This window comes from Streptomyces sp. S.PNR 29 (assembly GCF_030386795.1).
Lineage (GTDB): Bacteria > Actinomycetota > Actinomycetes > Streptomycetales > Streptomycetaceae > Streptomyces.
Window position 1 is genome coordinate 180,898 of the sequence record NZ_JANUQM010000007.1, and the last position, 23,544, is coordinate 204,441.

General features: G+C 70.7%; 19 protein-coding genes. 3 read left to right on the top strand and 16 right to left on the bottom strand.

Features of this window, described 5'->3' with window-relative positions:
• Positions 1-70: 70 nt before the first annotated feature.
• From NW895_RS20460 to NW895_RS20480, 5 genes are all read right to left on the bottom strand, one after another.
• Positions 71-1,429: a hypothetical protein gene (locus NW895_RS20460; RefSeq protein ID WP_289937190.1), complete on the bottom strand. Its 1,359-nt coding sequence runs from the start codon at positions 1,427-1,429 to the stop codon at positions 71-73.
• A gap of 33 nt (positions 1,430-1,462) precedes the next feature.
• Positions 1,463-2,080, bottom strand: coding sequence for a DUF308 domain-containing protein (locus tag NW895_RS20465; protein WP_289937191.1), 618 nt, complete (start codon positions 2,078-2,080; stop codon positions 1,463-1,465).
• 295 nt (positions 2,081-2,375) lie between these two features.
• A complete protein-coding gene (locus NW895_RS20470; protein WP_289937192.1) occupies positions 2,376-2,573 on the bottom strand; it encodes a hypothetical protein in 198 nt (65 codons plus the stop codon).
• A gap of 142 nt (positions 2,574-2,715) precedes the next feature.
• Positions 2,716-3,216 carry a hypothetical protein gene (locus tag NW895_RS20475; RefSeq protein WP_289937193.1) on the bottom strand — a complete coding sequence of 167 codons (501 nt, stop codon included), beginning with the start codon at positions 3,214-3,216 and terminating at the stop codon, positions 2,716-2,718.
• Positions 3,213-5,888, bottom strand: a complete 2,676-nt coding sequence (locus NW895_RS20480; protein ID WP_289937194.1) for a LuxR C-terminal-related transcriptional regulator — start codon at positions 5,886-5,888, stop codon at positions 3,213-3,215. Before NW895_RS20480 ends, NW895_RS20475 begins: the two co-directional genes overlap by 4 nt.
• Positions 5,889-6,163: 275 nt before the next feature.
• Between NW895_RS20480 and NW895_RS20485 the strand changes: the two genes are divergently transcribed.
• Together NW895_RS20485 and NW895_RS20490 are read left to right on the top strand one after the other, a co-directional pair.
• Positions 6,164-7,378: an acetyl-CoA C-acyltransferase gene (locus NW895_RS20485; RefSeq protein ID WP_289937195.1), complete on the top strand. Its 1,215-nt coding sequence runs from the start codon at positions 6,164-6,166 to the stop codon at positions 7,376-7,378.
• Positions 7,375-9,504, top strand: coding sequence for a 3-hydroxyacyl-CoA dehydrogenase NAD-binding domain-containing protein (locus NW895_RS20490; protein WP_289937196.1), 2,130 nt, complete (start codon positions 7,375-7,377; stop codon positions 9,502-9,504). The genes NW895_RS20485 and NW895_RS20490 overlap by 4 nt, the downstream gene beginning before the upstream one ends.
• A 213-nt stretch (positions 9,505-9,717) precedes the next feature.
• Here NW895_RS20490 and NW895_RS20495 read toward each other — a convergent pair whose 3' ends face one another.
• From NW895_RS20495 to NW895_RS20510, 4 genes are all read right to left on the bottom strand, one after another.
• Complete coding sequence (locus tag NW895_RS20495; RefSeq protein ID WP_289937197.1) at positions 9,718-10,725, bottom strand: transporter; 1,008 nt, start codon at positions 10,723-10,725, stop codon at positions 9,718-9,720.
• Complete coding sequence (locus tag NW895_RS20500) at positions 10,722-11,618, bottom strand: ABC transporter ATP-binding protein (RefSeq protein WP_289937198.1); 897 nt, start codon at positions 11,616-11,618, stop codon at positions 10,722-10,724. Before NW895_RS20500 ends, NW895_RS20495 begins: the two co-directional genes overlap by 4 nt.
• Complete coding sequence (locus NW895_RS20505) at positions 11,615-12,019, bottom strand: GntR family transcriptional regulator (RefSeq protein ID WP_289937199.1); 405 nt, start codon at positions 12,017-12,019, stop codon at positions 11,615-11,617. The genes NW895_RS20500 and NW895_RS20505 overlap by 4 nt, the downstream gene beginning before the upstream one ends.
• Before the next feature lie 177 nt (positions 12,020-12,196).
• Positions 12,197-13,213, bottom strand: coding sequence for a hypothetical protein (locus tag NW895_RS20510; protein WP_289937200.1), 1,017 nt, complete (start codon positions 13,211-13,213; stop codon positions 12,197-12,199).
• A gap of 92 nt (positions 13,214-13,305) precedes the next feature.
• Between NW895_RS20510 and NW895_RS20515 the strand changes: the two genes are divergently transcribed.
• Positions 13,306-13,716: an NTP pyrophosphohydrolase gene (locus tag NW895_RS20515; RefSeq protein WP_289937201.1), complete on the top strand. Its 411-nt coding sequence runs from the start codon at positions 13,306-13,308 to the stop codon at positions 13,714-13,716.
• Positions 13,717-13,776: 60 nt separating this feature from the next.
• Here NW895_RS20515 and NW895_RS20520 read toward each other — a convergent pair whose 3' ends face one another.
• The 7 genes from NW895_RS20520 to NW895_RS20550 all read right to left on the bottom strand — a co-directional run bounded on the left by NW895_RS20520 (position 13,777) and on the right by NW895_RS20550 (position 23,530).
• Positions 13,777-15,276: an amino acid permease gene (locus NW895_RS20520; protein ID WP_289937202.1), complete on the bottom strand. Its 1,500-nt coding sequence runs from the start codon at positions 15,274-15,276 to the stop codon at positions 13,777-13,779.
• A gap of 147 nt (positions 15,277-15,423) precedes the next feature.
• Entirely contained in the window at positions 15,424-17,352 is a 1,929-nt protein-coding gene (dxs, locus tag NW895_RS20525) for a 1-deoxy-D-xylulose-5-phosphate synthase (RefSeq protein WP_289937203.1), read from the bottom strand.
• A gap of 284 nt (positions 17,353-17,636) precedes the next feature.
• Positions 17,637-18,938: a sugar ABC transporter permease gene (locus NW895_RS20530; protein ID WP_289937204.1), complete on the bottom strand. Its 1,302-nt coding sequence runs from the start codon at positions 18,936-18,938 to the stop codon at positions 17,637-17,639.
• On the bottom strand, positions 18,935-19,726 hold the full coding sequence (locus tag NW895_RS20535; RefSeq protein ID WP_289937205.1) for an ATP-binding cassette domain-containing protein: 792 nt from the start codon (positions 19,724-19,726) through the stop codon (positions 18,935-18,937). The genes NW895_RS20530 and NW895_RS20535 overlap by 4 nt, the downstream gene beginning before the upstream one ends.
• Before the next feature lie 249 nt (positions 19,727-19,975).
• Entirely contained in the window at positions 19,976-21,076 is a 1,101-nt protein-coding gene (locus NW895_RS20540) for a sugar ABC transporter substrate-binding protein (protein ID WP_289937394.1), read from the bottom strand.
• 134 nt (positions 21,077-21,210) lie between these two features.
• Complete coding sequence (locus tag NW895_RS20545) at positions 21,211-22,410, bottom strand: ROK family transcriptional regulator (RefSeq protein ID WP_289937206.1); 1,200 nt, start codon at positions 22,408-22,410, stop codon at positions 21,211-21,213.
• Between the two features lie 184 nt (positions 22,411-22,594).
• Positions 22,595-23,530, bottom strand: a complete 936-nt coding sequence (locus NW895_RS20550) for a carbohydrate ABC transporter permease (protein ID WP_289937207.1) — start codon at positions 23,528-23,530, stop codon at positions 22,595-22,597.
• Between the last annotated feature and the right edge of the window lie 14 nt (positions 23,531-23,544).

Below are 23,544 nucleotides of genomic sequence, written 5' to 3' on the forward strand. Positions count from 1 at the left end.
TTCAGCGTGCGCACGGCAGGGCCCGGGCGGCTTCACCCGAGCCGGGTGAGCCTGGGGACGAGCGTCAGGCTCATGGGACCGCTCGCCCCGCTTCGCCCTCGGTGGCGGGCGGGGCGGGCCCCGCGGCGGCGGCCAGCACCGCCGTGAGGGCCGACACCAGAAGGACCAGGCCCACCACGAGGATCACCGCGCCGACCGTGGGGTGGTTCCAGAGCACCAGCGCCAGGACGCCCGCCCCGATGACGCTTCCGGTGATCCACGCCTGGTGGGCGGCCATCCGGCGTCCCGTCGTGCCGGTGCGCACTCCGGCCCGGCTCAGTGCCTCGCCGGTGGCCGTGGTGCCCCGCCGGGCCACGCCCCGTACGCCGCGGGCCAGGCGCCCAGGGCCGTACAGCCAGGCGGCCACCGCCGTGATCACGGCGACGACGAGGAGCGTGCGCGTGCTGTTGCGCAGGAAGCGGACGAAGGTGTCGAAGATCACCGCGGCGGCGTCGGACGGCAGAGCCGACGGTGGGACCGAGTCCAGGTAGACCCGCCGCATGACGGCCAGCGCGACGAGCAGCAGCACCATCATCACGCCGACGCCGGTGGCCGTGATCAGCAGCATCACCCGGTGCCCGGGCGCGGTGCAGACGGCGAGGGCGGCGAGGGCGACGGTGAGGACGGGCAACCAGGTGCCGACGATGTCCAGCAGCCGCATCGCGTCCTGTGCCTTGCTCAGTTCCTCGGTCTGGAACAGCGTGATGGTGCGCTCGGAGTCCGGGATGGCGGCGGCCGTGTCGAAACCGGCGTCCACCAGGCGCTGCCGCACGTCGTCGACCACGACTCCGAGGTCCAGTTGCACGGTGTCGCCCGCGGCGCGCAGGGCGCCCTCCCGCTCTCCGGTGAGCACGTTCATCACCTCGTCGTGCGCCCGCCGGTTGGCCGCCACCCAGGCCTGGCCGAAGGCGTCGCTGGTCACCACGCCAGTGATGGTGCGCTGCGCGACGGCCGTCACCGCGGAGCGCAGCGGACCGTCGAGGGCGGCCGCCGCGTCCGCCACCTGGGGCGGCGCTCCGGCCTCCTTGAGCACCTCCGTGAGCTGGGCCGTCACCGCCTCGACGTCCACCTCGGCCACCACACGGCGGGTGAGCCGGTCGATCACGGCGTCCTGGACGGCGGGCTCCGAGGCCAACGGCGCCACCGTCTCCACGTACTGGTCGGTGTCGGCGATGGTGTCGTCCAGCCATGCCGTGACGACGGCCAGGGGCGCGAGCAGGAGGGCCACGGCGAGCAGGACCGAGGCGCCGGCCTTGCGCAGCCGGCGGTGGCGTACCTGCGCGTACCGGCGCAGCCGCTCGTACTCGGCGCGTTCCTCCGGGGTCAGGGCCTGACCGCCTTCTGCGTGCGCGCCGGGGCCGGGCGGTCCGGAGGGCTTGTCCGAGGCCATGGCTTCTCCCTCGCGTGGGCGTCGAACCGGGGTTCAGACGGTCCCGGCCGGGTCGCGCGCAGCCGCGTCGCGTGCCCTGGACAGTGCCGCTCTCCAGGCGAAGGCGATCGCCACCTCGACCAGGCCGAGCAGGACGAGCCACAGGCCGAGCAGCCGGGTCAGCGCCCGCGCCGACTCGGCCGGGAGGGCGAGCACCACGATCCCCGCGACGATCCCGAGCAGCGCCGCGCCCAGGACGACGCCGCGGTGCGGCAGGTCCTTGGCGGCGATGGCCGTGTAGAGCGTGAGGACGCCGGACACCAGCCAGACACCTCCGACGATCAGGGAGAGCGCGGCGATGGTCTGCAGGGGGTGCCGCAGGCACAGGACTCCGGCCAGGACGTGCAGCACCGCCAGGAGCAGTCCGGGCAGCCGTTCGCCGGGCCCCTCCCGGGCGAAGACGGCGACGAACCGGAACGCCCCGGTCACGAGCAGATACAGGCCGATGAGGACCGCCAGGACGTGCAGGGTCGCGTCCGGCCAGACCAGGGCGAGGACTCCCGGCACGAGCGTGGCGGCCGCCGAACCGAGGATCCACGTCCAGGAACGCCCGAGTTTCGCCAGCAGTTCCTCGGCGTCGGCCGTCGTACCGGGGGCCGTTGCGGCGGGCATGGCTCCTCCTCGCCTGATCGAGCGAGTCGCTCCCGGACCGCCGCGGAGGCGGTGCGCGGGGGCGTCACCGGGCCCAGCGTGCCGCGCGCCGGCGGCCACCGGGTCACCCTCGGTGGGTGATCCGTGGGCGGAGCCGCGGTGATGGGGTGACGGGAGAAGCGCGCCGGCGTGGGGTGGTGAGGGCCCGGGGGGAGGGCGGCGGGCGGCTGCCGTGTCCGTCGCCCGGGTCTCGCCGGGTCCGGCGGCGTCATCGCCCGCTCCCGGGCGGGGGCCGGCAGGGCGCACGCCGCTCGGCTCACTCCGGCAGCTGGCGCATCTCCACGACCCGCAGTCCCAGCGACTGGAAGCGGGCCAGCAGCCCGTACAAGTGCGCCTCGTCGACAACGGGCCCGAACAGGACGGTCTGACCGGACATCACCACGTGATCCAGTTCCGGGAAGGCCTTGGCCAGCGTCTCCGACATGCGTCCGTCGACGCGGATCTCGTAGCGCATCAGCTGCTCTCCCGCGGGCGGCCCGGGACAGTCTGCGTCCTTGCCCTGCGATCGTCCTTACCTTGCGATCGTCGGTCGCGGCGCACCGTCCGGCCTCACCCGGCAGAGGTGATACATCGCCCTGCGTCAGTGCGTCAGTGCGTCAGTGCGTCAGTGCGATCTTCAAGGTGATGATGAGCACGCCGAGCAGCAGATTCACCGAGACGGTGGTGAGCACCAGGAGCCACCGGGCGCCCGCCCGTCGTGCCGCTGCCGCCGACCAGCCCACCTGCCCGGCCACGGCCACGCAGAGCGCCAGCCAGAGGGCGCCCTCCACGCCCAGGCCCAGCAGAGGGCTGACGGCCACGGCGACGGCGGGCGGGACGGCCGCCTTGACGATCGGCCACTCGTCGCGGCACACGTGCAGCACGGTTCGGCGGTCCAGGCGCTGCTCCGCCAGGCGCGCGCCGAACAGCTGGGCGTGCACGTGGGCGAGCCAGAACACGATGCCGGTGAGCAACAGCAGCAGCACCAGTTCCAGGGTCGGGAAGGAGCCGAGGGTGCCGACACCGACGATCACGGAGGCGGCGAGCATGGAGCCGTAGACACCACCGGTGTAGTCGGTGTCCTTCCGGCGCTCGGCTCTGCGCTCCTCCCGGCTCACAGCAGCCCCAGCTCGCGTGCGCGGCGTACCGCGTCGCTGCGCCGGTTCACCGCCAGCTTCCGGTAGAGGCTCTTGAGGTGGGTCTTGACCGTGTTCACCGACACGTACAGATCGACGGCGATCTCCTCCGTCGACATCATCCGGGCCAGCCGCCGCAGCACATCGCGCTCGCGTCCGCTCAGCTCCTCCACGACCCGCGGCAGCCGGTCCTCGGGCCGCGGCAGCCCGCCGTGCGGCGGGGGGCCCAGGGTGAGCCAGCCCGCTGCCAGCTGCCGCAGGGGCGCCGAGTCCATAAAGCGGCGGATCCACGGTCCGGCTTCGAGGAAGGGACGTCGCAACCGCTCGGGCCGTGCCTCGCGAAGGGCCTGGGCGAGAAGCCTGCGCGAGGTGGCGGTGTCTCCCGCCGCGTCCGCGGCCTGCGCCCGCACCAGAGCGGCCCGGACGGTCACCGCGGGACCGGCGCGGCCCGCGGGGTGCGCCCGGTCGAGCAGGTCGATCGCCTCGGCGGGCCGGCCCGCGGCGAGCCGGGCCCGCGCCGCCCCCACGGCACACGCCACCTGGCCGTCGGCCAACGATCCGAGGAGTGCCGCGGCCGTCTCCGGCCGGCCTTCGGCCAGGTGGACGGCGGACGCGACCAGCGCCGCCTGACCCTGAGCCCAGGGGGAGTCCACGTCGGCGGAGACGGCCGGTTTCGCCGCTTCGAGCGCGGCCCGCGTCCGGCCCCGGGCCAGCAGCAGACGCGCGGTGGTGACGGCCCGGCCCGCCTCCAGCACGGGGTCCCGCATCCCGGGGTGCGAGTCGGCCGCCGCGTCCAAAAGGGCCTCGGCCCGGGCCAGTTCGTCGCGGTCCACCGCCACGGCGGCCAGGACCAGCCGTTCGATGCCGGAGGCGGACGGTTGCGTGAGGCTGAACCGTTCCGTCTCGGCCTGCGCCGCGAGGGCCTTGCGCTCCGCCCTGCCGGGCCAGCCGTCCAGGTAGTCGATCAGGCCCAGGCGGGCCAGGGAGTCCTCGCGTGGCAGCGCCGTCGAGGCGGAGCCGCGGGAGCCGGCCACCGTGGACAGGGCGGCGCGGGCCTCCTCGAAGCGCCCGGCCCACAGCCGCGCCGATCCCAGATGGGTGAGCAGCAGGGCGGTGAGCTCGGCGTGCTCGTCCAGGAGGTGGGCGGGGACCTCGGCCCGCAGCTTCTCGGCGGCCTCCGCGGCCAGTTCCGCCTTGCGCGGCGAACCCGTCAGCCGGGCCGCCAGGGCTTGCAGCAGGGCACAGCTCAGCCGGGCCGCCGCCGATGCGGCCCCGTCCCCGGCCAGGCTCCGCTCGGCGTGCCGCAGGTGGGTCAGGCCACGGTCGAGATCGCGCCGGGACAGTTCACAGGCCGCGCGGACGAGGTCCGCGCAGGGACCGGTGGCCTCGGGCCCCATCCGGGCGAACAGCGCGGCCAGGTCCTCGGTGCTCAGACCCGTGAAGATCCGGCCGATGGCGAGGTCGTCGACGAGAGCGGCGGCCGTGAACTCCCAGTCCCCCGCGGCCGCGGCGTGGCCGAGCGTCTCCACGAGGTATCCGCGGCGCCGCAGCCAGCCCGCGGCCCGCCGGTGGAGTACGGGTTCCAGGCCGGGCGAGCGCACCCGTAGATGGGCCCGGAGGATCTCCCCGAAGAGAGGATGGAGGCGGTACCAGGTGTGCCCGAGGTACTCGACGAACGCGTTCTCCTGGCGCAGCCCGGCCAGAAGGGGCTCGGCATCCGTGCGCTCGGTCAGCGCGTTCGCCAGGTCGGGGCAGAAGCGGTCGAGGACACTGACCCGCAGCAGGAGATCCTGGGTCTCGGCGCTCTGCCGTCCGAGCACCTCCGCGAGCAGGAAGTCGGCGGCCGGGGTGTGCTCGGCCTCGAACTCCTTCAGGTACGTCTCCGGGTCGGGGCTCTGCTGCGCGGCCAGGGCGCACAGTCTGAGGCCGGCGGCCCAGCCCCGGGTGCGCTCCACGAGCGCGTGCACGGCGTGCGACGGGGGGCTCAGTCCGTGTCGCTCCAGCAGCACGGCGGCCTCCTCGGCGGTGAAGGCGAGTTCCGCGTTCCTGATCTCGGTCATGTCGCCGGCCGCCCGGTGCCGGTGCAGCGGCAGCAGGGGTTCGGTGCGGGAGACGAGGATCAGACGTATGCCCTGCGCCGCGTGGTGCAGGAGGAACTCCAACTGCTCGGAGATCTCCGGAGCTCTCACGCGGTCGTACTCGTCGATCACCACGATCACGGGTGGGTCCAGCGCACTCAGCTCGGTGGCGAGCCGGGTCAGCAGCGTGTGGTCCACGCGGCCGGCGTCCGCGGGAGAGCCGACGCCGGCGGACAGCGGTACTCCGGAGGCGCGCAGGGACTGGAGCAGATACGCCCAGAACGTCCCGGGGCCCTGGTCCGCCGCGTCGGTGGTGAGCCAGGCGACGGGCCGGTCCAGCCCCGCGGCCCAGTCGGCCACCAGCACGGTCTTGCCCGCCCCCGCGGCTCCGTTGACCATGGTCAGCGGAGTCAGCAGGGCGTGATCCAGGTGCCGGCCCAGCCGCTCCCTGCGCAGAAACACCGTGGGACGTGCCGGTACGGCGAACCGGGTGCGCAGAAACGGGTCCCCGTGCGGATCGGCCCGCTGCGCGGCCGGTTCCGGTTCGTTCTCCTCCAAGCCAGCCAAGGCGCTCACCACCACTGTTCTTCAGATCACGGGAGCGCCCCCTCCTCAGCATCCCAGCGTTTTCCCGCGTCCGCGCGCCGGCGCAGGTCCAGTGGCTCTGCACAGGTCCCTTGCCCCGCCCGAGTGGGGGGTAGGAGGCGGGCGCCGGGACACTCGCAGGGGTGTGACCTTCACCGCTCGCGCCCCCGGGACTGGGCAGCTACGTTACTCATAAGTAGCATGGTGATAAGCGCGCGCTCAGCGCACCGCAGCAGTGCCATCCCGCACCCTGGAGGAGAGCCATCGTGCCTCGTACCGTCAGGGACGTCGTCTTCGTCGACGGCGTCCGCACCCCGTTCGGCAAGGCGGGCCCGAAGGGCATCTACCACGAGACCCGTGCCGACGACCTCGTCGTGAAGGCGATCCGGGAGCTGCTGCGCCGCAACCCCGGTCTCGACCCGAAGACGATCGACGAGGTCGCCATCGCCGCGACGACGCAGATCGGCGACCAGGGCCTGACGATCGGCCGTACGGCCGGCATCCTCGCCGGTCTGCCGCAGTCCGTGCCCGGCTACTCGATCGACCGTATGTGCGCGGGCGCCCTGACCGCCGTCACCACGGTGTCCGGCTCCATCGCCTTCGGCGCGTACGACGTCGCCATCGCGGGCGGTGTCGAGCACATGGGCCGGCACCCGATGGGCGAGGGCGTCGACCCGAACCCGCGGTTCGTCAGCGAGAAGCTGGTCGACGAGTCCGCCCTGTTCATGGGCATGACCGCCGAGAACCTGCACGACCGCTACCCGCACATCACCAAGCTGCGCGCCGACGAGTACGCCGTGCGCTCCCAGGAGAAGGCCGCCAAGGCGTACGCCAACGGCAAGATCCAGGCCGACCTGGTGCCGATCTCCGTACGCCGTACGAACCCCGAGGGCGGCGAGACGGGCTGGGGCCTGGTCACCGCCGACGAGCCGATGCGCCCGGGCACGACCCTGGAGAACCTGGCGGGCCTGAAGACGCCGTTCCGCGTCCACGGCCGAGTAACCGCCGGTAACGCGGCCGGTCTGAACGACGGCGCCACCGCCTCGGTCATCGCCTCCGAGGAGTTCGCCCGCGAGAACGACCTGCCGGTCAAGATGCGCCTGGTCTCCTACGCCTTCGCGGGCGTCGAGCCCGAGGTCATGGGCTACGGCCCGATCCCGGCGACGGAGAAGGCCCTCGCCAAGGCGGGGCTGTCCATCTCCGACATCGGTCTGTTCGAGATCAACGAGGCCTTCGCCGTCCAGGTCCTGGCCTTCCTCGACCACTACGGCATCGCCGACGACGACGAGCGCGTCAACCAGTACGGCGGCGCCATCGCCTTCGGGCACCCGCTGGCCTCCTCCGGCGTCCGGCTGATGACGCAGCTGGCCCGCCAGTTCGAGGAGCAGCCTCAGGTCCGCTACGGCCTGACCACCATGTGCGTCGGCTTCGGCATGGGCGCGACGGTCATCTGGGAGAACCCGAACTGGGAGGGCAAGTGAGCACCACCGCCGAACTGCTGAAGGGTGCGGCCGAGCTGTTCCCGGACGAGGTCGTCACGCAGGCGCACGTACGCCACTTCGACCTGCCGCTGGGTGCGGGCCGCTTCGCCCTGATCACCCTGGACAACGGCCACGACCACACCAAGCCGACCACCTTCGGCCCCGCCTCGCTGGCGAACCTGAACACGGCCCTCGACCAGGTCGAGAAGGAGGCCGCGGACGGCGAGATCGTCGGCGTCGGCATCACCGGCAAGCCGTTCATCTTCGCGGTCGGCGCCGACCTCAAGGGCGTGGAGATCCTCAAGGAGTACGAGCACGCGCTCGCCATCGGCAAGGGCGGCCACGAGGTCTTCAAGCGGCTCTCCAAGCTGGCCGTGCCGACCTTCGCGTACTACAACGGCGCCGCGATGGGCGGTGGCGTCGAGGTCGGCCTGCACTGCACCTACCGCACGGTGTCCGCGGCCCTCCCGGCGTTCTCCCTCCCCGAGGTGTTCCTGGGCCTGGTCCCGGGCTGGGGCGGCTGCACGCTGCTGCCGAACCTGATCGGCGCCGACAAGGCCGTCTCGGTGATCATCGAGAACAGCCTCAACCAGAACAAGCAGCTCAAGGGCAAGCAGGTCTACGAGCTCGGGATCGCCGACGCGATCTTCGAGGGCGCCGACTTCCTGGAGCAGTCGCTGATCTGGACGGCCTCCGTCCTCAAGGGCGAGATCGTCGTCGACCGCCCGGTGATCGACCGCGGCGAGGCCTGGGACCAGGCCGTCGCCAAGGGCCGCTTCATCGCCGACGGCAAGGTGCACGGCGCGGCCCCGGCCGCCTACCGCGCCCTGGACATCATCGCCGCCGCCAAGAACGGCGACCTCCAGCAGGGCTACGACGCCGAGGACAAGGCCCTCGCCGACCTGATCATGGGTGGCGAGCTGCGCGCCGGCATCTACGCCTTCAACCTGGTGCAGAAGCGCGGCAAGCGCCCGGCGGGCGCCCCCGACAAGAACCTGGCCCGCCCGGTCACCAAGGTGGGTGTCGTCGGCGCCGGCCTGATGGCCAGCCAGCTCGCGCTGCTGTTCCTGCGCCGCCTGGAGGTGCCGGTCGTGCTGACCGACATCGACCAGGAGCGCGTCGACAAGGGTGTGGGTTACGTCCACGCCGAGATCGACAAGCTGCTCGGCAAGGGCCGGATCAACCAGGACAAGGCCAACCGCCTCAAGGCGCTGGTGACCGGTGTCCTGGACAAGGCCGAGGGCTTCGCGGACGCGGACTTCGTCATCGAGGCCGTGTTCGAGGAGATGGGCGTCAAGCAGAAGGTGTTCGCGGAGGTCGAGGCGGTCGCCCCGGCGCACGCGATCTTCGCCACCAACACCTCGTCCCTGTCCGTGTCCGAGATGGCGTCGAAGCTGAAGCACCCCGAGCGGGTCGTCGGCTTCCACTTCTTCAACCCGGTCGCCGTCCTGCCGCTGCTGGAGATCGTCCGCGGCGAGCAGACCGACGACGCCTCCCTGGCCACGGCGTTCGCCGTCGCCAAGAAGCTGAAGAAGACCGCGGTCCTCACCAAGGACGCCCCGGCGTTCGTCGTGAACCGCATCCTGACCCGCTTCATGGGCGAGATCCAGAACGTCATCGACGAGGGCACCCCGGTCGAGGTGGCGGAGAAGGCGGTGGAGCCCCTGGGCCTGCCGATGTCTCCGCTCGTCCTGCTGGAACTGGTGGGCCCGGCGATCGGCCTGCACGTCTCCGAGACGCTCAACAAGGCGTTCCCGGACCGCTTCAAGGTCTCCCCGAACCTCAAGGCGGTCGTGGAGGCGGGCAAGCGCGGCTTCTACGTCTACGACAGCGGCAAGCCGGAGCTGGACCCCGAGGTCGCCGCGCTGCTGAAGCAGGGCGACACCGTCCTGACCGAGGAGCAGGTGCGCGAGCGCGTCCTGGACGCGGTGGCGCAGGAGATCGGGCTCATGCTCGACGAGGGTGTCGTCGCCGAGGCCCAGGACATCGACCTGTGCCTGATCACCGGCGCCGGCTGGCCCTTCCACCTGGGCGGCATCACGCCGTACCTGGACCGTGAGGGCGTCTCCGAGCGCGTGAACGGGAAGCGGTTCCTGGAGCCGGGCGTGGCGTCGGTCCCGGCGTAACGGCCGTACGTGGCTGAAGAGGGCCTCCGCCGCTCGGCGGAGGCCCTCTTTTCATGCGCCCGCGTCGGCCCTGACATCGGCGATCCGCGTCACGCCCTGGACGACGAACGCGGGAGCCTTGGTGCGCGGCACCACGGGGAGCCGGCCGCGTACGGTGACGCCGCGGTCGAACCGACGGCGACGACCCGGCGAAGGCGGCCGTCGGGTCGCTCGTCAGGTCAGACGGCGGCGGATCCACCAGGCGCAGAACCCGGTCAGGACCAGGGCGAGCCCGAGGTAGAGCCCGGTCTCGGCCCATTGAAGGGCCCAGAAGTTGCTGGCGGGCTGGTACGTCACCTGCTGCCGGTAGCCCTGGGCGCCGAGGTCGGCGATGCAGCGGTCGACGTGCTGAAGGCTGGGTATGTCCGACCCGCCGTACAGGCAGTCGGCGAAGGACGACGGTGGGGAGGACGGCTGACCGGCGGCGTTCAGTGTCTGCTGGGAGGTGAGCCAGGCACCGGGCAGATCGGGGTGTACGACGATCTCCTTGGCGCTCTCGTCCTGGATGCTGATGGGGATGCCGGTTCTGATCGGCACGGTGGTCCGGTCCGGCGTGACCAGATGAGGCCGGACCCACATCGGCACAGCGATCTGGACGGCGGCGTAGAGGACAGGCGTGGCTGCCATCGCGGGCAGGGTGCGACGGATGACGAGGCCGAGGGCGACGCCCAGGACGAAGGCGAAGGCGGCGTGGGCGACGGGGACGACACCTCGTGCGGCGAAGGCCATGGGGTCGAGCCGCGAGAAGTACGTGTCCGTGGCGCCACCGTCGTTGACGGCCCGGTCGATGGGGCTGCTCCACCAGCTCACCACGAGTGCGGCCAGTCCGGCGGCGGTCATGGCGGCCGCCGCGCCGAAGCCCAGCTTGGTCGCCAGCCAGCGGGTGCGGGTGACGCCCTGGTTCCACGCCAGGTGGTGGGTGCCGGTCTCCAGCTCACGGGCGATCAGCGGCGCGCCCCAGAACATTCCGATGGCCGCCGGCACGGCGAGCACAACCATCAGTCCGGCGTAGTAGAGGGTCTGGTCCGCACTGGGAATCCGGTCCACCAGGGTGCTGCCGGCTGCTTTGTAGAGGTCGGCCAGCTGCGGGCCGGTGACCGCGAGGGTGGCGGCGAGGGCGGCCAGTGCGGCGAACACCACGGCGGCCTGGGTGCGGAACTGGCGCCAGGTCAGCCAGATCATCGGAGTACCTCCAGCGCGGGCCGGGTGTCACGGACCGCATCGCCGGGCCGGGTCATGTAAGCCAGGACGATGTCTTCCAGAGCGAGCGGGCTGACGCTCCAGGAGGGATCGTTGACCGGAGCCTCGGTACGCACCAGGAGGGTGGTCTGCCGGTCGGTGTGGCTGGCGGTGATGACGTGCCAGTCCGCCGGGAGGGTGGCCGGGTCGCGGCGGGGGCCGGTGAGGCGGTGATGGGTGGCCTGCAGCTCGTCGATGTCACCGGCTATCTGCACGCGGGAGTCGACCAGGACGATGACGTAGTCGCAGGTCCGCTCCACGTCGGAGACCAGGTGGGAGGAGAGCACGACGCTCAGCTCGTGCTCGGCGACGGCCTCCATCAGGTCCTGCATGAACTCCCTGCGGGCGAGCGGGTCGAGGGCGGCGACCGGTTCGTCGAGGATGAGCAGTTCGGGCCGCTTGGCCAGCCCCAGGGTGAGGGCGAGCTGGGCGCGCTGGCCGCCGGACAGCCGCCCGGCGCGCTGCTTGAGGTCGAGGCCGAGCCGCCGGATCCGCTGGGCGGCCAGGGCGTCGTCCCAACCGGGGTTGAGCCGGGCGCCCAGCCGCAGGTGGTCGGCGACGCTCAATCCGGCGTAGGTCGGGGTGTCCTGTGCGACGAAACCCACTTTGGCCAGCTGCGCGGGGCCGTCGGCGGGGCGGCCGCCGCACACCTCGATCGTCCCGGACGTCGGCGTCAGCATGCCGGATGCCAGGTTCAGCAGGGTGGACTTCCCGGCGCCGTTGGGACCGACCAGGCCGACGACCCTCCCGGCGGGCACCTCCAGCGTGCAGTCCCGCAGCGCCCAACGCTGCTTGTACTTCTTGCCCAGTGTCCGGGCCTGTAAGACGGCGCTCACGCTACGTCCTCTCCAGCGGTGGTCCGAAAGGTGGTCATGAACAGGGCCTCGATGCTCTCGTCGTCCAGGCCGGTGCGGCGTGCCTCGGCCAGCCAGCGCCGCAGATCCCCGCGGAGGCGGGCGTGCTCGGCGAGTGTGGCGTCGGCCAGCGTCCGCGTCACGAACGTTCCGACGCCCGGGCGGGCAGCCACCAGCCCCTCGTACTCGAGCTCTCGGTATGCCTTGAGCACGGTGTTCGGGTTGATGGCCAGCTGCCCCGCCACTTCCTTGACCGTCGGCAGCCGATCGCCTTCGTTCAGCAGGCCCAGCCGGAGCGCATGGCGGACTTGCTGGACGAGCTGCTGGTACGGGGAGAGGCCGGACCGCTCGTTCAGGTGGAACTCAATCACCAGTTCCTCCATTTATCTAGTTGCCTAGTACTTTAGCTTCCTGGTTCGACGATTGGTCAACCTCGGACGCACTCGACCTGCACGTCGATCAACTGAGGCAGCGGCGAGGAAGCAGAGGGGACCACGGCGAAAGGGGCAGATGGGACGCGCCGCAGCACACCCGCACGTCAGGACGCGCACGAACGCCCGTCAGACCTCCCGCCACGCCTCCAGAGCCAGCCCCGGCTCGTCCTTGCGGCGGGTGAGGAGAAGCTGCCCGGTCGACGGGGACAGGGTGGCCGCCACCACCCGGTCGTCCTCGTCCACCGCGACGGACACCTCGGCGTCCGCGGCCAGTCGGGGGCCCGACTCGGTCCACCAGGCGCCGGCCGACTCCTGTTCCGTGGGGTACGCGGCGAAGGCGACCCGGCCGCTCACCGAGCGCTGGGCGAGCAGCGTGCAGTCGTGGCCCCCGATGACGCAGCGGACGGCGGCGACCGGGCCGGGGCCGGCGGAGGCGAGGAGGGACACCGGCTTGTCGCCGGGGCGCCAGGCGCACAGGTCACCGGAGTCGTCGGTGAAGAACAGGGTGGTGTGCTCCGGTGAGGTGGCGAGTGCCCGGAGGGTGCCGGGCCGCACCGGCACGTCGCACCCCTCCTGCGGTACCGGCTGTGCGCCCGGCTCCTCCTGCCGCCAGTGCCGGACCCCGCCGGGGACGGCCGCGTACAGCTCGACCCTGCCGGACTCCCCCGTCACGGCGGCCAACTCCCCCTGGACGTCCTGCCCCTTGAGGTCCCGCCAGGGGCCCCAGCCGCCCTTCTCCTTCTGGGCGAGCATGCTCACCCCGCCGCCACCGTTGCGGACGAAGAGGTGGGCGCGTCCCTGGGCGTCGACCGCCACGGCCGGCATCCCGGTGCGGTCGCCCTTCTTGTCCGGGTGGCCCACCGGGTTCCAGTCCAGGGGCGCGAGCCGGGGCCGGAAGTGCGTGGAGTGCACCAGGCCCGACTGGCCGGGCACGGTGGGCCGCCAGGCGACCAGGTGGGCGTAGCCGTCGGCGCCCTGGCCGATGGCGAGTCCGGGGTGCAGTTTCTGGTCGCCGCCCACTCGGCGGGGCGCCTCCCAGGGCCCTCCGGGCGCGCGCTCGGCACGGCACAGGACGGCGTCGCCCGACGGCAGATAGACACTGAGGCGGCCGTCTCGGCCGCGGATGAGCCAGTCGCCGTTCACCGGTTCACTCTAAGCGGGGATGCCGCACCGTCTCCCGGCGGGTACGGCCGGGCGGGGGACGGTCGTGCGACCCTGGCCGTATGGACGGCCTCATGGACGACAACCCCCTGCTCGTGATCGTCGACGCCGCGAACGTCATCGGGTCGGTGCCCGACGGCTGGTGGCGGGACCGGCGCGGGGCGGCGGAACGGCTCCGGGACCGGCTGGCGGCGGACGGGCTGCCGGGGCACGACGGTCCGGCGGAGATCGTCCTCGTGGTCGAGGGCGCGGCCCGCGGCGTGGACTCCGCGCCGGGCGTGCGGGTGGAGTCCGCGCCCGGCAGCGGGGACGACCGTATCGTCGAACTGGTCGAGGCGGCAGGCGACCGCGCCTGCCTGGTCGCCACGGCGGACCGCGAGCTGCGGCGCCGGGTGACGGAGCTGGGCGCGCGGGTCACGGGGCCGCGAAGCGTGCGGGACGGGACCGCCCCGGCCCGCACGACACCGCCCGACCACGACGCGTGAACTCAGCGCGGCGTCGGTTCCGCTGAACGGTCCGCCGCGTCATGACGAGGCGTCACCGCCTCACGCCACCTCGCCCGCCGTGGCCTCCTCACCCCGTGCCAGACGGCTGTGGGTGCGGCCGTACAGGAAGTACACGAAGAAACCGGCCACCATCCAGATGCCGAACCGGATCCAGGTCTCGGCGGGCAGATTCAGCATCAGCCACAGCGAGGCCAGCACCGACAGGATCGGGATGACCGGCACCCACGGGGTGCGGAAGGCCCGGTGCAGGTCGGGGCGGGTGCGGCGGAGGACCATCACGCTGATCGCCACGACGATGAAGGCGAACAGCGTGCCGATGTTCACCAGCGCGGCGAGTTCGTTCAGGGGCGTGAAGCCGGCGAGGACCGCGATGACCACGCCCAGCAGGATGGTGGGCCGGTGCGGGGTCCTGAAGCGGGGGTGGACGTGGGAGAAGAAGCGGGGCAGCAGCCCGTCGCGGCTCATCGCGAAGAACACCCGGGTCTGGCCGAGCAGCAGGATCATGCAGACCGTGGTCAGGCCGACCGCGGCGCCGAAGCTGATGAAGCCCGCGAACCAGGGGTGCCCGGTGGCCTTGAACGCGTCGGCGAGCGGGGCGTCCACGGACAGCCGGCTGTAGTGCTGCATGCCGGTCACGACGAGCGACACGGCGACGTAGAGCGCGGTGCAGATGAACAGCGAGCCGAGGATGCCGCGCGGCATGTCCCGCTGCGGGTTCCTGGTCTCCTCGGCGGCCGTGGCGACGATGTCGAAGCCGATGAAGGCGAAGAAGACCACGGAGGCGGCGGTGAAGATGCCCATCACACCGAAGTTCGAGGGCGCCCAGCCGAACATGATCTGGATGAGCGGGGCGCTCAGGGAGCTGCCCGCCTCCACCTCCTGGGTCTTCGGGATGAACGGGTCGTAGTTGTCGCCGTCGACCAGGAAGGCACCGGCGATGATCACCACCAGGACGACGGTCACCTTGACGGCGACGACGAGCTGGGTGAACCGGGCGGACAGCTTCATGCCGATGACGAGGATGCAGGTGAGCGCCAGCACCAGGACGGCGGCGAGGATGTCGAAGCCGAAGCCGGAGGCGCCCTCCCTGCTGCCCAGGGCCGCGGGCATCTCCCAGCCCGCGTTCGACATCAGCGACTGGATGTAGCCGGACCAGCCGACGGCGACCACCGCCGTACCCAGCGCGAACTCCAGGACCAGGTCCCAGCCGATGATCCAGGCGGGCAGTTCACCGAGGGAGGCGTACGAGAAGGTGTACGCGGAGCCGGCCACCGGAACCGTGGAGGCGAACTCGGCGTAGCAGAGCGCGGCGAGCGCGCAGGCGACACCGGACGCGACGAAGGCCAGGGCGACCGCGGGTCCGGCGTTGTTCTTGGCGACGGTGCCGGTCAGGACGAAGATGCCGGTGCCGATGATGACACCGACGCCGAAGACGGTCAGATCCAGCGCGGACAAGGACTTTCTGAGCGCGTGCTCTGGCTCCTCGGTGTCCCGGATGGACTGCTCGACCTTCTTCGTCCGGAAGAGGGTGCTGCTCACGACTACCTCCCACGCTTGGCGTCCTCGGCATGATCGAGAGGGGGCGTAGACCGTATGCCCCGGCACCGATGGATTCACGCCAATGGGCCGGTGCGACCACTCCAGGCAGTGGTCGCACCGGCCCATCCGGACGTCAGGCGTCCTTCGTCAGTCGCGCGCGGGCTCCACCGCGTCGACCTCGGCCGACGTACGTTCGTACCGGCCGTCCAGCTTGGAGACCAGCCCGGTGACCTGGCGGGCGATGTCCGGGGCGGTGAGGCCGATCTCGGCCATGACCTCGGCGCGGGAGGCGTGGTCCAGGAAGCGCGGCGGGATGCCGAAGTCGCGCAGCGGCACATCGACACCCGCGTCCCGCAGGGCCTGCGCGATCGCCGAGCCGACACCGCCGACGCGCGAGTTGTCCTCGACGGTGACGACCACGCGGTGCCGCTCGGCGAGCGGGGCCATGGCCTCGTCGACGGGCTTGACCCAGCGCGGGTCGACGACGGTGGTGGAGATGCCCTGCTTGTCGAGCAGGTCGGCGACCTCCAGACACATGGGAGCCAGGGCGCCGACCGAGACGAGCAGCACGTCGGGCTTGTCCGTCCCCGGCTCGCGCAGCACGTCCATGCCCCCGACCCGGCCGACGGCCGGTACGGCGGGCCCGACGGCGCCCTTGGAGAAGCGGACCACGGTCGGCGCGTCCTTGACCTCGACGGCCTCGCGCAGCTGCGCGCGCACCTGGTCGGCGTCGCGCGGGGCGGCCAGCCGCAGGCCCGGTACGACCTGGAGGATCGACATGTCCCACATGCCGTTGTGCGAGGCGCCGTCGGTGCCGGTGATGCCGGCCCGGTCCAGGACGAAGGTCACACCGCACTTGTGCAGGGCGACGTCCATCAGGACCTGGTCGAAGGCCCGGTTGAGGAAGGTGGCGTACACCGCGAACACCGGGTGCACTCCGCCGGTGGCGAGGCCCGCCGCGGAGACGGCGCCGTGCTGCTCGGCGATGCCGACGTCGTACACCCGCTCCGGGAACCGCTTGGCGAACTTCTCCAGGCCGACCGGCTGGAGCATCGCGGCCGTGATGGCGACGATGTCCTCGCGCTCCTCGCCGAGCTTGACCATCTCCTCGCCGAAGACGGACGTCCAGTCGGCGCCGGAGGACGCGATCGGCAGGCCGGTGTCGGGGTGGATCTTGCCGACGGCGTGGAAGCGGTCGGCCTCGTCCTGGAGCGCCGGCTGGTAGCCGCGGCCCTTCTCCGTGAGGCAGTGCACGATGACGGGGCCGCCGAACCGCTTGGCGCGCACCAGGGCCGACTCCAGGGCCTCGATGTCGTGCCCGTCGATGGGACCGACGTACTTGAGCCCCAGGTCCTCGAACATGCCCTGCGGGGCGATGAAGTCCTTCAGGCCCTTCTTGGCGCCGTGCAGGGTGCCGTAGAGCGGCCTGCCGACGACGGGGGTCCGCTCCAGCACCTCCTTCGTCCGTGCCAGGAAACGCTCGTAGCCGTCCGTCGTACGCAGCGTCGCCAGGTGGTTGGCGAGCCCGCCGATGGTGGGGGCGTACGAACGCTCGTTGTCGTTGACGACGATGACGAGGGGCCGGTCCTTGGCGTCGGCGATGTTGTTCAGCGCCTCCCAGGCCATACCGCCCGTCAGAGCACCGTCACCGATCACGGCGACGACGTGACTGTCGCGTTCGAGCAGCTGGTTGGCCTTCGCGATGCCGTCGGCCCAGCCGAGGACGGTGGAGGCGTGCGAGTTCTCGATGATGTCGTGCTCGGACTCCGCCTGCGAGGGGTAGCCGGACAGACCGCCCTTCATCTTCAGCCGGGAGAAGTCCTGGCGTCCGGTCAGCAGCTTGTGCACGTAGGACTGGTGGCCGGTGTCCCAGAGCACCTTGTCCTTGGGCGAGTCGAACACCCGGTGCAGGGCGATGGTGAGCTCCACCACACCGAGGTTGGGGCCGAGGTGGCCGCCGGTCTTGGAGACGGCGTCGACGAGGAAGGTCCGGATCTCCTCTGCCAGCTGGTCCAGCTCCTCCAGGCTGAGCCGGTCCAGATCGCGCGGTCCCCTGATGCGGGTCAGCAGCGGCACCCGTGCCTCCTTGCAGTAGAGCTGTTCGAGCAGTTGCCGGGCGTGTCGAGTCTAATGTTCCGCCTCCGTGGACGGCGTCCGGGCGGTGCGTCATACGTCACGCGTTCGGCTGTACCCAGTAACGCCCTTGGCTACGACACGACTGTGCCCGGCACCTTCACAGGTGCCGGGCACAGTGACGCCGGTAAGGGGCGCGGGGCTGTACGCGATGTGCGGCTCCGCCGCGTGGGCGCGACCAGCCACGAACAACCCGCAGCCGCCCACCCGGCGCAGCCCCTACGGCGCTAAGCGCGCCCTGCGCTCTTCTGCGTCTTGCGGGTCACCGCGTCGATGACGACGGTGGCCAGCAACACACCACCCGTGATCATGTACTGAACCGGCGACGCGATGCCCTCAAGAGCGAGCCCGTACTGGATCGACACGATCACCAGCACACCGAGCAGCGCGTTCCAGGTACGCCCCCGCCCACCGAACAGCGAGGTACCACCGATCACCGCGGCAGCGATGGCGTTCATCAGCAGGTCACCGCCACCGGCACCCTGGTTCGCCGAGGCGATCTTCGACGCGATGAACAGACCGCCCACCGCGGCGAACGTACCGGAGATCGCGAACACCGAGATCCGCACCAGTTCCACGTTGATACCGGCCCGGCGGGACGCCTCCACGCTGCCGCCGAGCGCGAACACCTTGCGGCCGTAGGCGGTACGGCGCAGCACGAAGTCCGTGACGAGCAGCACGCCGATGAAGATGACGACGGCCAGCGGCAGGCCCTTGTACTGGTTGAAGACGATGGCGACGGCGAAGGCCAGGACGGCCAACAGCGCGGTGCGCAGGATGGTTTCGCTCAGCGGCCTGGACGGCACACCGGCGGCCTCGCGGCGGCGGTTGCCCAGGAAGGAGCTGAGGAAGTATCCGGCGGTGACCACGATCGCCAGGCCGTACGCGGCGGCCACGTCCGTGAAGTAGTAGCTGGTGAGCTGGGCCACGACCCCGTCCGGGTCGAGGTTGATCGTGCCGTTGTCGCCGAGGATCTGGAGCATGAAGCCGTTCCAGAACAGCAGACCGGCCAGCGTGACGGCGAACGCGGGCACACCGATCTTCGCGAAGAAGAAGCCGTGGACCGCGCCGGCGACCGTGCCGGTGAGGATGGCCAGCACGAAGGCGAGCCACTCGTTCATGCCGTTGGTGACGTTGAACACGGCGAAGGTGGCGCCGGCGACACCGCTGACCGAGCCGACCGACAGGTCGATCTCGCCGAGCAGCAGCACGAAGACGATGCCGACGGCGATCATGCCCGTGCCGACCATGGCGACGGACATGTCGGAGAGGTTGCCGGCGGTGAGGAAGTTGGAGTTCAGGCTCTGGAAGATGATCCAGATGATCGCCAGGCCCAGGACGACCGGAATGGAGCCAAGGTCACCGGACTTCAGCTTGCGCTTGAACTCGGTGACGTAGCCGGCGAGGCCCTGTTCGCGCACCAGCAGCCGGGGGTCGACGACCGTGACCGCTGCGGCGGCCGCCTCGGGGTTCGCCACGGCGTGGTCCTCGGGGGTCCCCGAAGTCGCGGTGGTCTTGTCGATGCTCACTTCTTGATCTCCCCATTGGTGCGCGCCGCACGACGGGTCACGGCGTTGTCCGTGGCGCCCGTGATGGCGGAGATGATCTCTTCCTGCGAGGTCGACTTGACCTCGAAGACGCCGTTGTTGCGGCCGAGGCGCAGCACGGCGACCTTGTCGGCCACCGCCTTCACATCGGCCATGTTGTGGCTGATGAGGATCACGGCGTGACCGCGCTCGCGCAGCCGCTCCACGAGGTCGAGGACCTGGGCGGTCTGCTCGACGCCGAGGGCGGCGGTGGGCTCGTCGAGGATGACCAGCTTGGGCTCGCCGAGCATGGAACGGGCGATCGCCACGACCTGGCGCTGACCGCCGGAGAGCGAGGCGATCGGGATACGGACGCTGGGGATGCGGATCGACAGCGTGTCCAGCAACTCGCGGGAACGACGCTCCATCTCCACCTCGTCCAGGACCCCGCGTTTGCGGATCTCCCGGCCCAGGTAGAGGTTGCCGACGACGTCGATGTTGTCGCACAGCGCGAGGTCCTGGTAGACCGTCGCGATGCCCAGGTTCTGGGCGTCGTGCGGCTTGTTGATCGTGACGGATCTGCCTTCCCACTCGATGGCGCCCTCATCGATGGGGTGCACGCCGGCGATCGTCTTGACCAGCGTGGACTTTCCGGCGCCGTTGTCGCCCACCAGGGCGACCACTTCACCGGCGTGGACCTCAAGCTCTACGTCGGTGAGCGCCTGAACGGCACCGAACCGCTTGGAGACCCCGCGCAACGCCAGCACGGGCGTAGCGGACACGTGAACCATCTCCTTCGCCGCCTGACCCGGCGGAAGGTAGTGCAGAAAGTTGGGGGGACCCGCAGGAGACAACCGCGTGGATACCACCGCGGAGAACTGCGGGGAACTACGGGGAACTGCGGGGATTTCCCTCCGGCGCCCCGCTTGGCTTGCGGGGCTGGTGTGTGCGGGGCGCCGGAGGAGCTTCGCGCAGTCGGTCCCGTACGGGAATCCGCTCAAGGCGTGGATTCCCGTACGTGTGAAGGGACTTCGGGCTGCTTACTGGAGACCGATCTTCCCGCAGGCCGACTTGTACTTGGCCGTGCAGATCTCGTTCACCGTGTAGATGCCGTCCTTGATGACGGTGTCCTTGATGTTGTCCTTGGTCAGCGAGACGACCGGGACGAGGACCGAGGGGACGCCCTTGGTGGTCGGGCTGTCGACCTTGTCCTTGGCGATGGAGTCGAGGGACTTGCCCTGGGCGAGGGCGACGGCCATCTCGGCGGCGACGTCGGCCTCCTGCGGGTACGGCTTGTAGACGCTCATGTACTGCTCGCCCGCGACGATGCGCTGCACGCCCGCGAGCTCCGCGTCCTGGCCGGTGACCGGGATGTCGGAGATGCCGGCCGCCTTCAGGGCGGTGATGATGCCGCCCGCCATGCCGTCGTTGGCGGAGTAGACGCCGACGATCTTGTCCTTGCCGAGGGCGGAGATGGCGCCCTCCATGTTGGAGTTGGCGTTCTCCGGCTTCCACTCCTTGGTGTCGTACTCGCGGCCGACCTTCACCTTGCCGTCGAGGACGGAGTGCGCGCCCTTCTTGAACTGGGCGGCGTTCGGGTCGGTGGAGGACCCGTTCATCATGACGATGTCGCCGTCCTTGGCCTTGGAGCCCAGGGCCTTCAGGAGGGCCTCGCCCTGCACCTTGCCGACCGTCTCATTGTCGAACGAGGTGTAGGCGTCGATCGGGCCCTCGGCCAGGCGGTCGTAGGCGACGACCGGGATGCCGGAGTCCTTGGCCTTCTTCACGGAACCGGCGATGGCCTTGGAGTCCACCGCGTCCACGATCAGCACGTCGACCTTGTTGGTCACCATCGTGTCGACCTGCTGGTTCTGCAGGCTGGCGTCCTGCTTGGCGTTGGCGTAGACGACCTCGCCCTTGCCGTTCGTCAGCTCCTTGACCTTCTTCTGGATCAAGGGGTAGTCGAACTTCTCGTAGCGCGCGGTCTGGTTCTCCGGCAGGAGCAGTCCGACCTTGATGGCGTCGCCCTTGGCGGGGGACTTGGACTCCTCGCTCTTGTCGCCGGCCTCCTTCGCGCTGCCGCAAGCGGCCAGCGAGACGGCCATCGCGCCGGCGGCAATGGCAACGGCGGCACGACGCATACGCGTGTTCACTTCTAGAAACCTCCCTGACGAGGCCGCGTCGTTGCGGCCGAGGTGGCTGGAAGTCAACTCGGCCATACGTGCGACGTCAAGAAGTAAATCCTTAACGGGTTGGCAACGGTGCCATCCGTTCTCTAAGTGAAGGCAGGGGCGGCCGCCTGCAGGGTTCCGTCCAAAAGGGTTGAATCCCCCATCTCGCTGAGCGCGAGGGCGAGGGCGCCGAGCACCTCCGCGCGACCGCCAAGTGCCCCGGGAAGCACGGACAGTTGACGTGCCGCGCTGGGGATCGCGTAGCGGCCGACGGACTCCCGGATCGGGCCGAGCACCAGCTCACCGGCCTCGGCCAGATCGCCGCCGAGGACGACCCGGCTCGGGTTCAGCAGGTTGCAGAGATTGGCGACTCCGCTGCCGATGTGACGACCGACGTCGGCGATCACCCGACGGCAGCCCGGGTCGCCGTCCCGCGCCAGCCGTACGACTCCTTCCATCGTCAGGTCGGTGCCGTGGCTGGACTGGAGGAGCGGGAGCACATAGCGCGCGGCCGTGAAGGTCTCCAGGCACCCCCGGTTTCCGCAGCGGCAGACGGGGCCGGCCTCGTCGAGTGTGATATGGCCGATTTCTCCCGCTGTGCCACCCGGGCCGCGGTAGATCTTGCCGTTGATCACCAGGCCCGCGCCCACACCGCTGGCGACCTTGATGTACGCCAGGTCCCGCACGCCCCGGCCGCTGCCCCAGACCAGTTCGCCGAGGGCGCCGAGGTTGGCGTCGTTGTCCACGTGCACCGGCACGCCGAGCCGCCCCCGCAGCTCCTCGGCGGGCCTGGTGCCGGTCCAGCCGGGCAGGATCGCGGTCGAGCCCAGCGTTCCGGACTCGACGTCGATCGGGCCGGGCACGCCGAGGCCCACGCCGGCGATCTTGGACCGGTCGACGCCGGTCGCCTCGATCAGCCGGCTGACCAGCTGCTCCGCCCGGTCGAAGCCCTGCGTCGAGGAGGCGTCGACGTCGAGGGGCTCGGACTCCTCGGCCAGCACCTGGTGGGCGAGGTTCCCGATCGCGACGCGCAAATGCGTGTGCCCGAAGTCCACGCCGATGACGATGCCGGCGTCCCCGCTCAGGCTGACGCTGCGGGCCCGCCGGCCACCCGCCGAGGTGGGCGTGACCTCGACGGTTCCGCCCTCCTTGAGCTCCCGGACGATGTTGGAGACGGTCGCCGCGGACAGACCCGTGGTCCTCGCGATCTCCGCCTGGGTGAGCGACCCGGCCAGCCGCACGGCTCGGACGACCCGCTCCAGGTTTGCTCGGTGCAGTGACGACTGCGACCCCGGAGTCTCCACGACGACCTCCTGCGCACGGGGCCGCAGCGATGAGGCCCCGCTCTATGTCCAACTAGTGAACTCTAAGCTGAGCCGTTCGGGTTGCCTCACGTCAAGAGGTTGAACTGCATCCGGGTCTGTGCATACGTGTGTACGCGCCGTTCCCGCGGCCGGGGACGGCGCGTACGCGAACCGCTGCGGAGGGCTACTTCAGCGTCGCCGAGGTCAGCCCCGCCTGCACCTGACGCTGGAAGGACAGGTACACGACCAGCATCGGGATCATCGCGATGGTCACACCCGCGAACAGCACCGGCAGGTCGGAGGCGTACCCCTGCTGCTGCTGGAGCTGGATGAGCCCCTGGGTCAGCACATAGCGCTCGGGATCGTCGCCGCTCTGCGGCTGCATCAGGACCGTCGGCAGGATGAACTGGTTCCACTGGCCGAGGGTGTTGAAGATGCCGACGCTGATCAGTCCCGGCTTCGACATCGGCAGCATCACCTGGAAGAAGGTCCGGGTGTGCGAGGCACCGTCCAGGACGGCGGCCTCGAAGACGGCTGTCGGCAGGGTGCGGAAGAAGGAGTGCATGAAGAACACCGTGAACGGCATCGAGTAGGCGATGTAGACCAGGATCAGTCCCTGGTAGGTGTTCAGCATGTCCAGCCGCTTCACCATGAAGAACAGCGGGACCAGGGCGAGGAACACGGGGAACATCGCGCCGGCGACGAAGAAGTAGTAGAGGAAGCGGTTCCCCCAGAACCGGTAGCGGGCCAGCACGTACGCCGCCATCGACCCGAACAGCATGGTCAGCGGCACGGAGAACACCAGCACGACGACGGTGTTGAGGAAGTAGTCGCCGATGCCCTTCTGCCAGGCGCGGGAGAAGACGTCCAGGGACCAGTTCTGCGGCCAGCCGAAGGCCGAACCGCCGATCTGCGCGTCGGTCTTGAAGGAGCTCAGCACCAGCCACAGCAGGGGCAGCACGATCAGCAGCGCCCACAGGGCGAGGAAGCCGTGCGAGAAGACGTTCAGGACGACGCCTTCGCCGCGCTGGTCGCCCGGGCGGGGCGGGGTCTTGCGGACGGGGGGCTGGGCGGGGGCCGGACCGCCCGTCGCGGCGGTCTCCTTGAGGGGTGCGCTCATCGTCGTCTCTCCCG

Excerpts from the sequence above, each read along its gene's own strand:
- NW895_RS20460 (WP_289937190.1), bottom strand. The coding sequence starts at position 1,429 with ATGGCCTCGGACAAGCCCTCCGGACCGCCCGGCCCCGGCGCGCACGCA.
- NW895_RS20465 (WP_289937191.1), bottom strand. The coding sequence starts at position 2,080 with ATGCCCGCCGCAACGGCCCCCGGTACGACGGCCGACGCCGAGGAACTG.
- NW895_RS20470 (WP_289937192.1), bottom strand. The coding sequence starts at position 2,573 with ATGCGCTACGAGATCCGCGTCGACGGACGCATGTCGGAGACGCTGGCC.
- NW895_RS20495 (WP_289937197.1), bottom strand. The coding sequence starts at position 10,725 with ATGATCTGGCTGACCTGGCGCCAGTTCCGCACCCAGGCCGCCGTGGTG.
- NW895_RS20505 (WP_289937199.1), bottom strand. The coding sequence starts at position 12,019 with ATGGAGGAACTGGTGATTGAGTTCCACCTGAACGAGCGGTCCGGCCTC.
- NW895_RS20515 (WP_289937201.1), top strand. The coding sequence starts at position 13,306 with ATGGACGACAACCCCCTGCTCGTGATCGTCGACGCCGCGAACGTCATC.
- NW895_RS20535 (WP_289937205.1), bottom strand. The coding sequence starts at position 19,726 with ATGGTTCACGTGTCCGCTACGCCCGTGCTGGCGTTGCGCGGGGTCTCC.
- NW895_RS20540 (WP_289937394.1), bottom strand. The coding sequence starts at position 21,076 with ATGCGTCGTGCCGCCGTTGCCATTGCCGCCGGCGCGATGGCCGTCTCG.
- NW895_RS20550 (WP_289937207.1), bottom strand. The coding sequence starts at position 23,530 with ATGAGCGCACCCCTCAAGGAGACCGCCGCGACGGGCGGTCCGGCCCCC.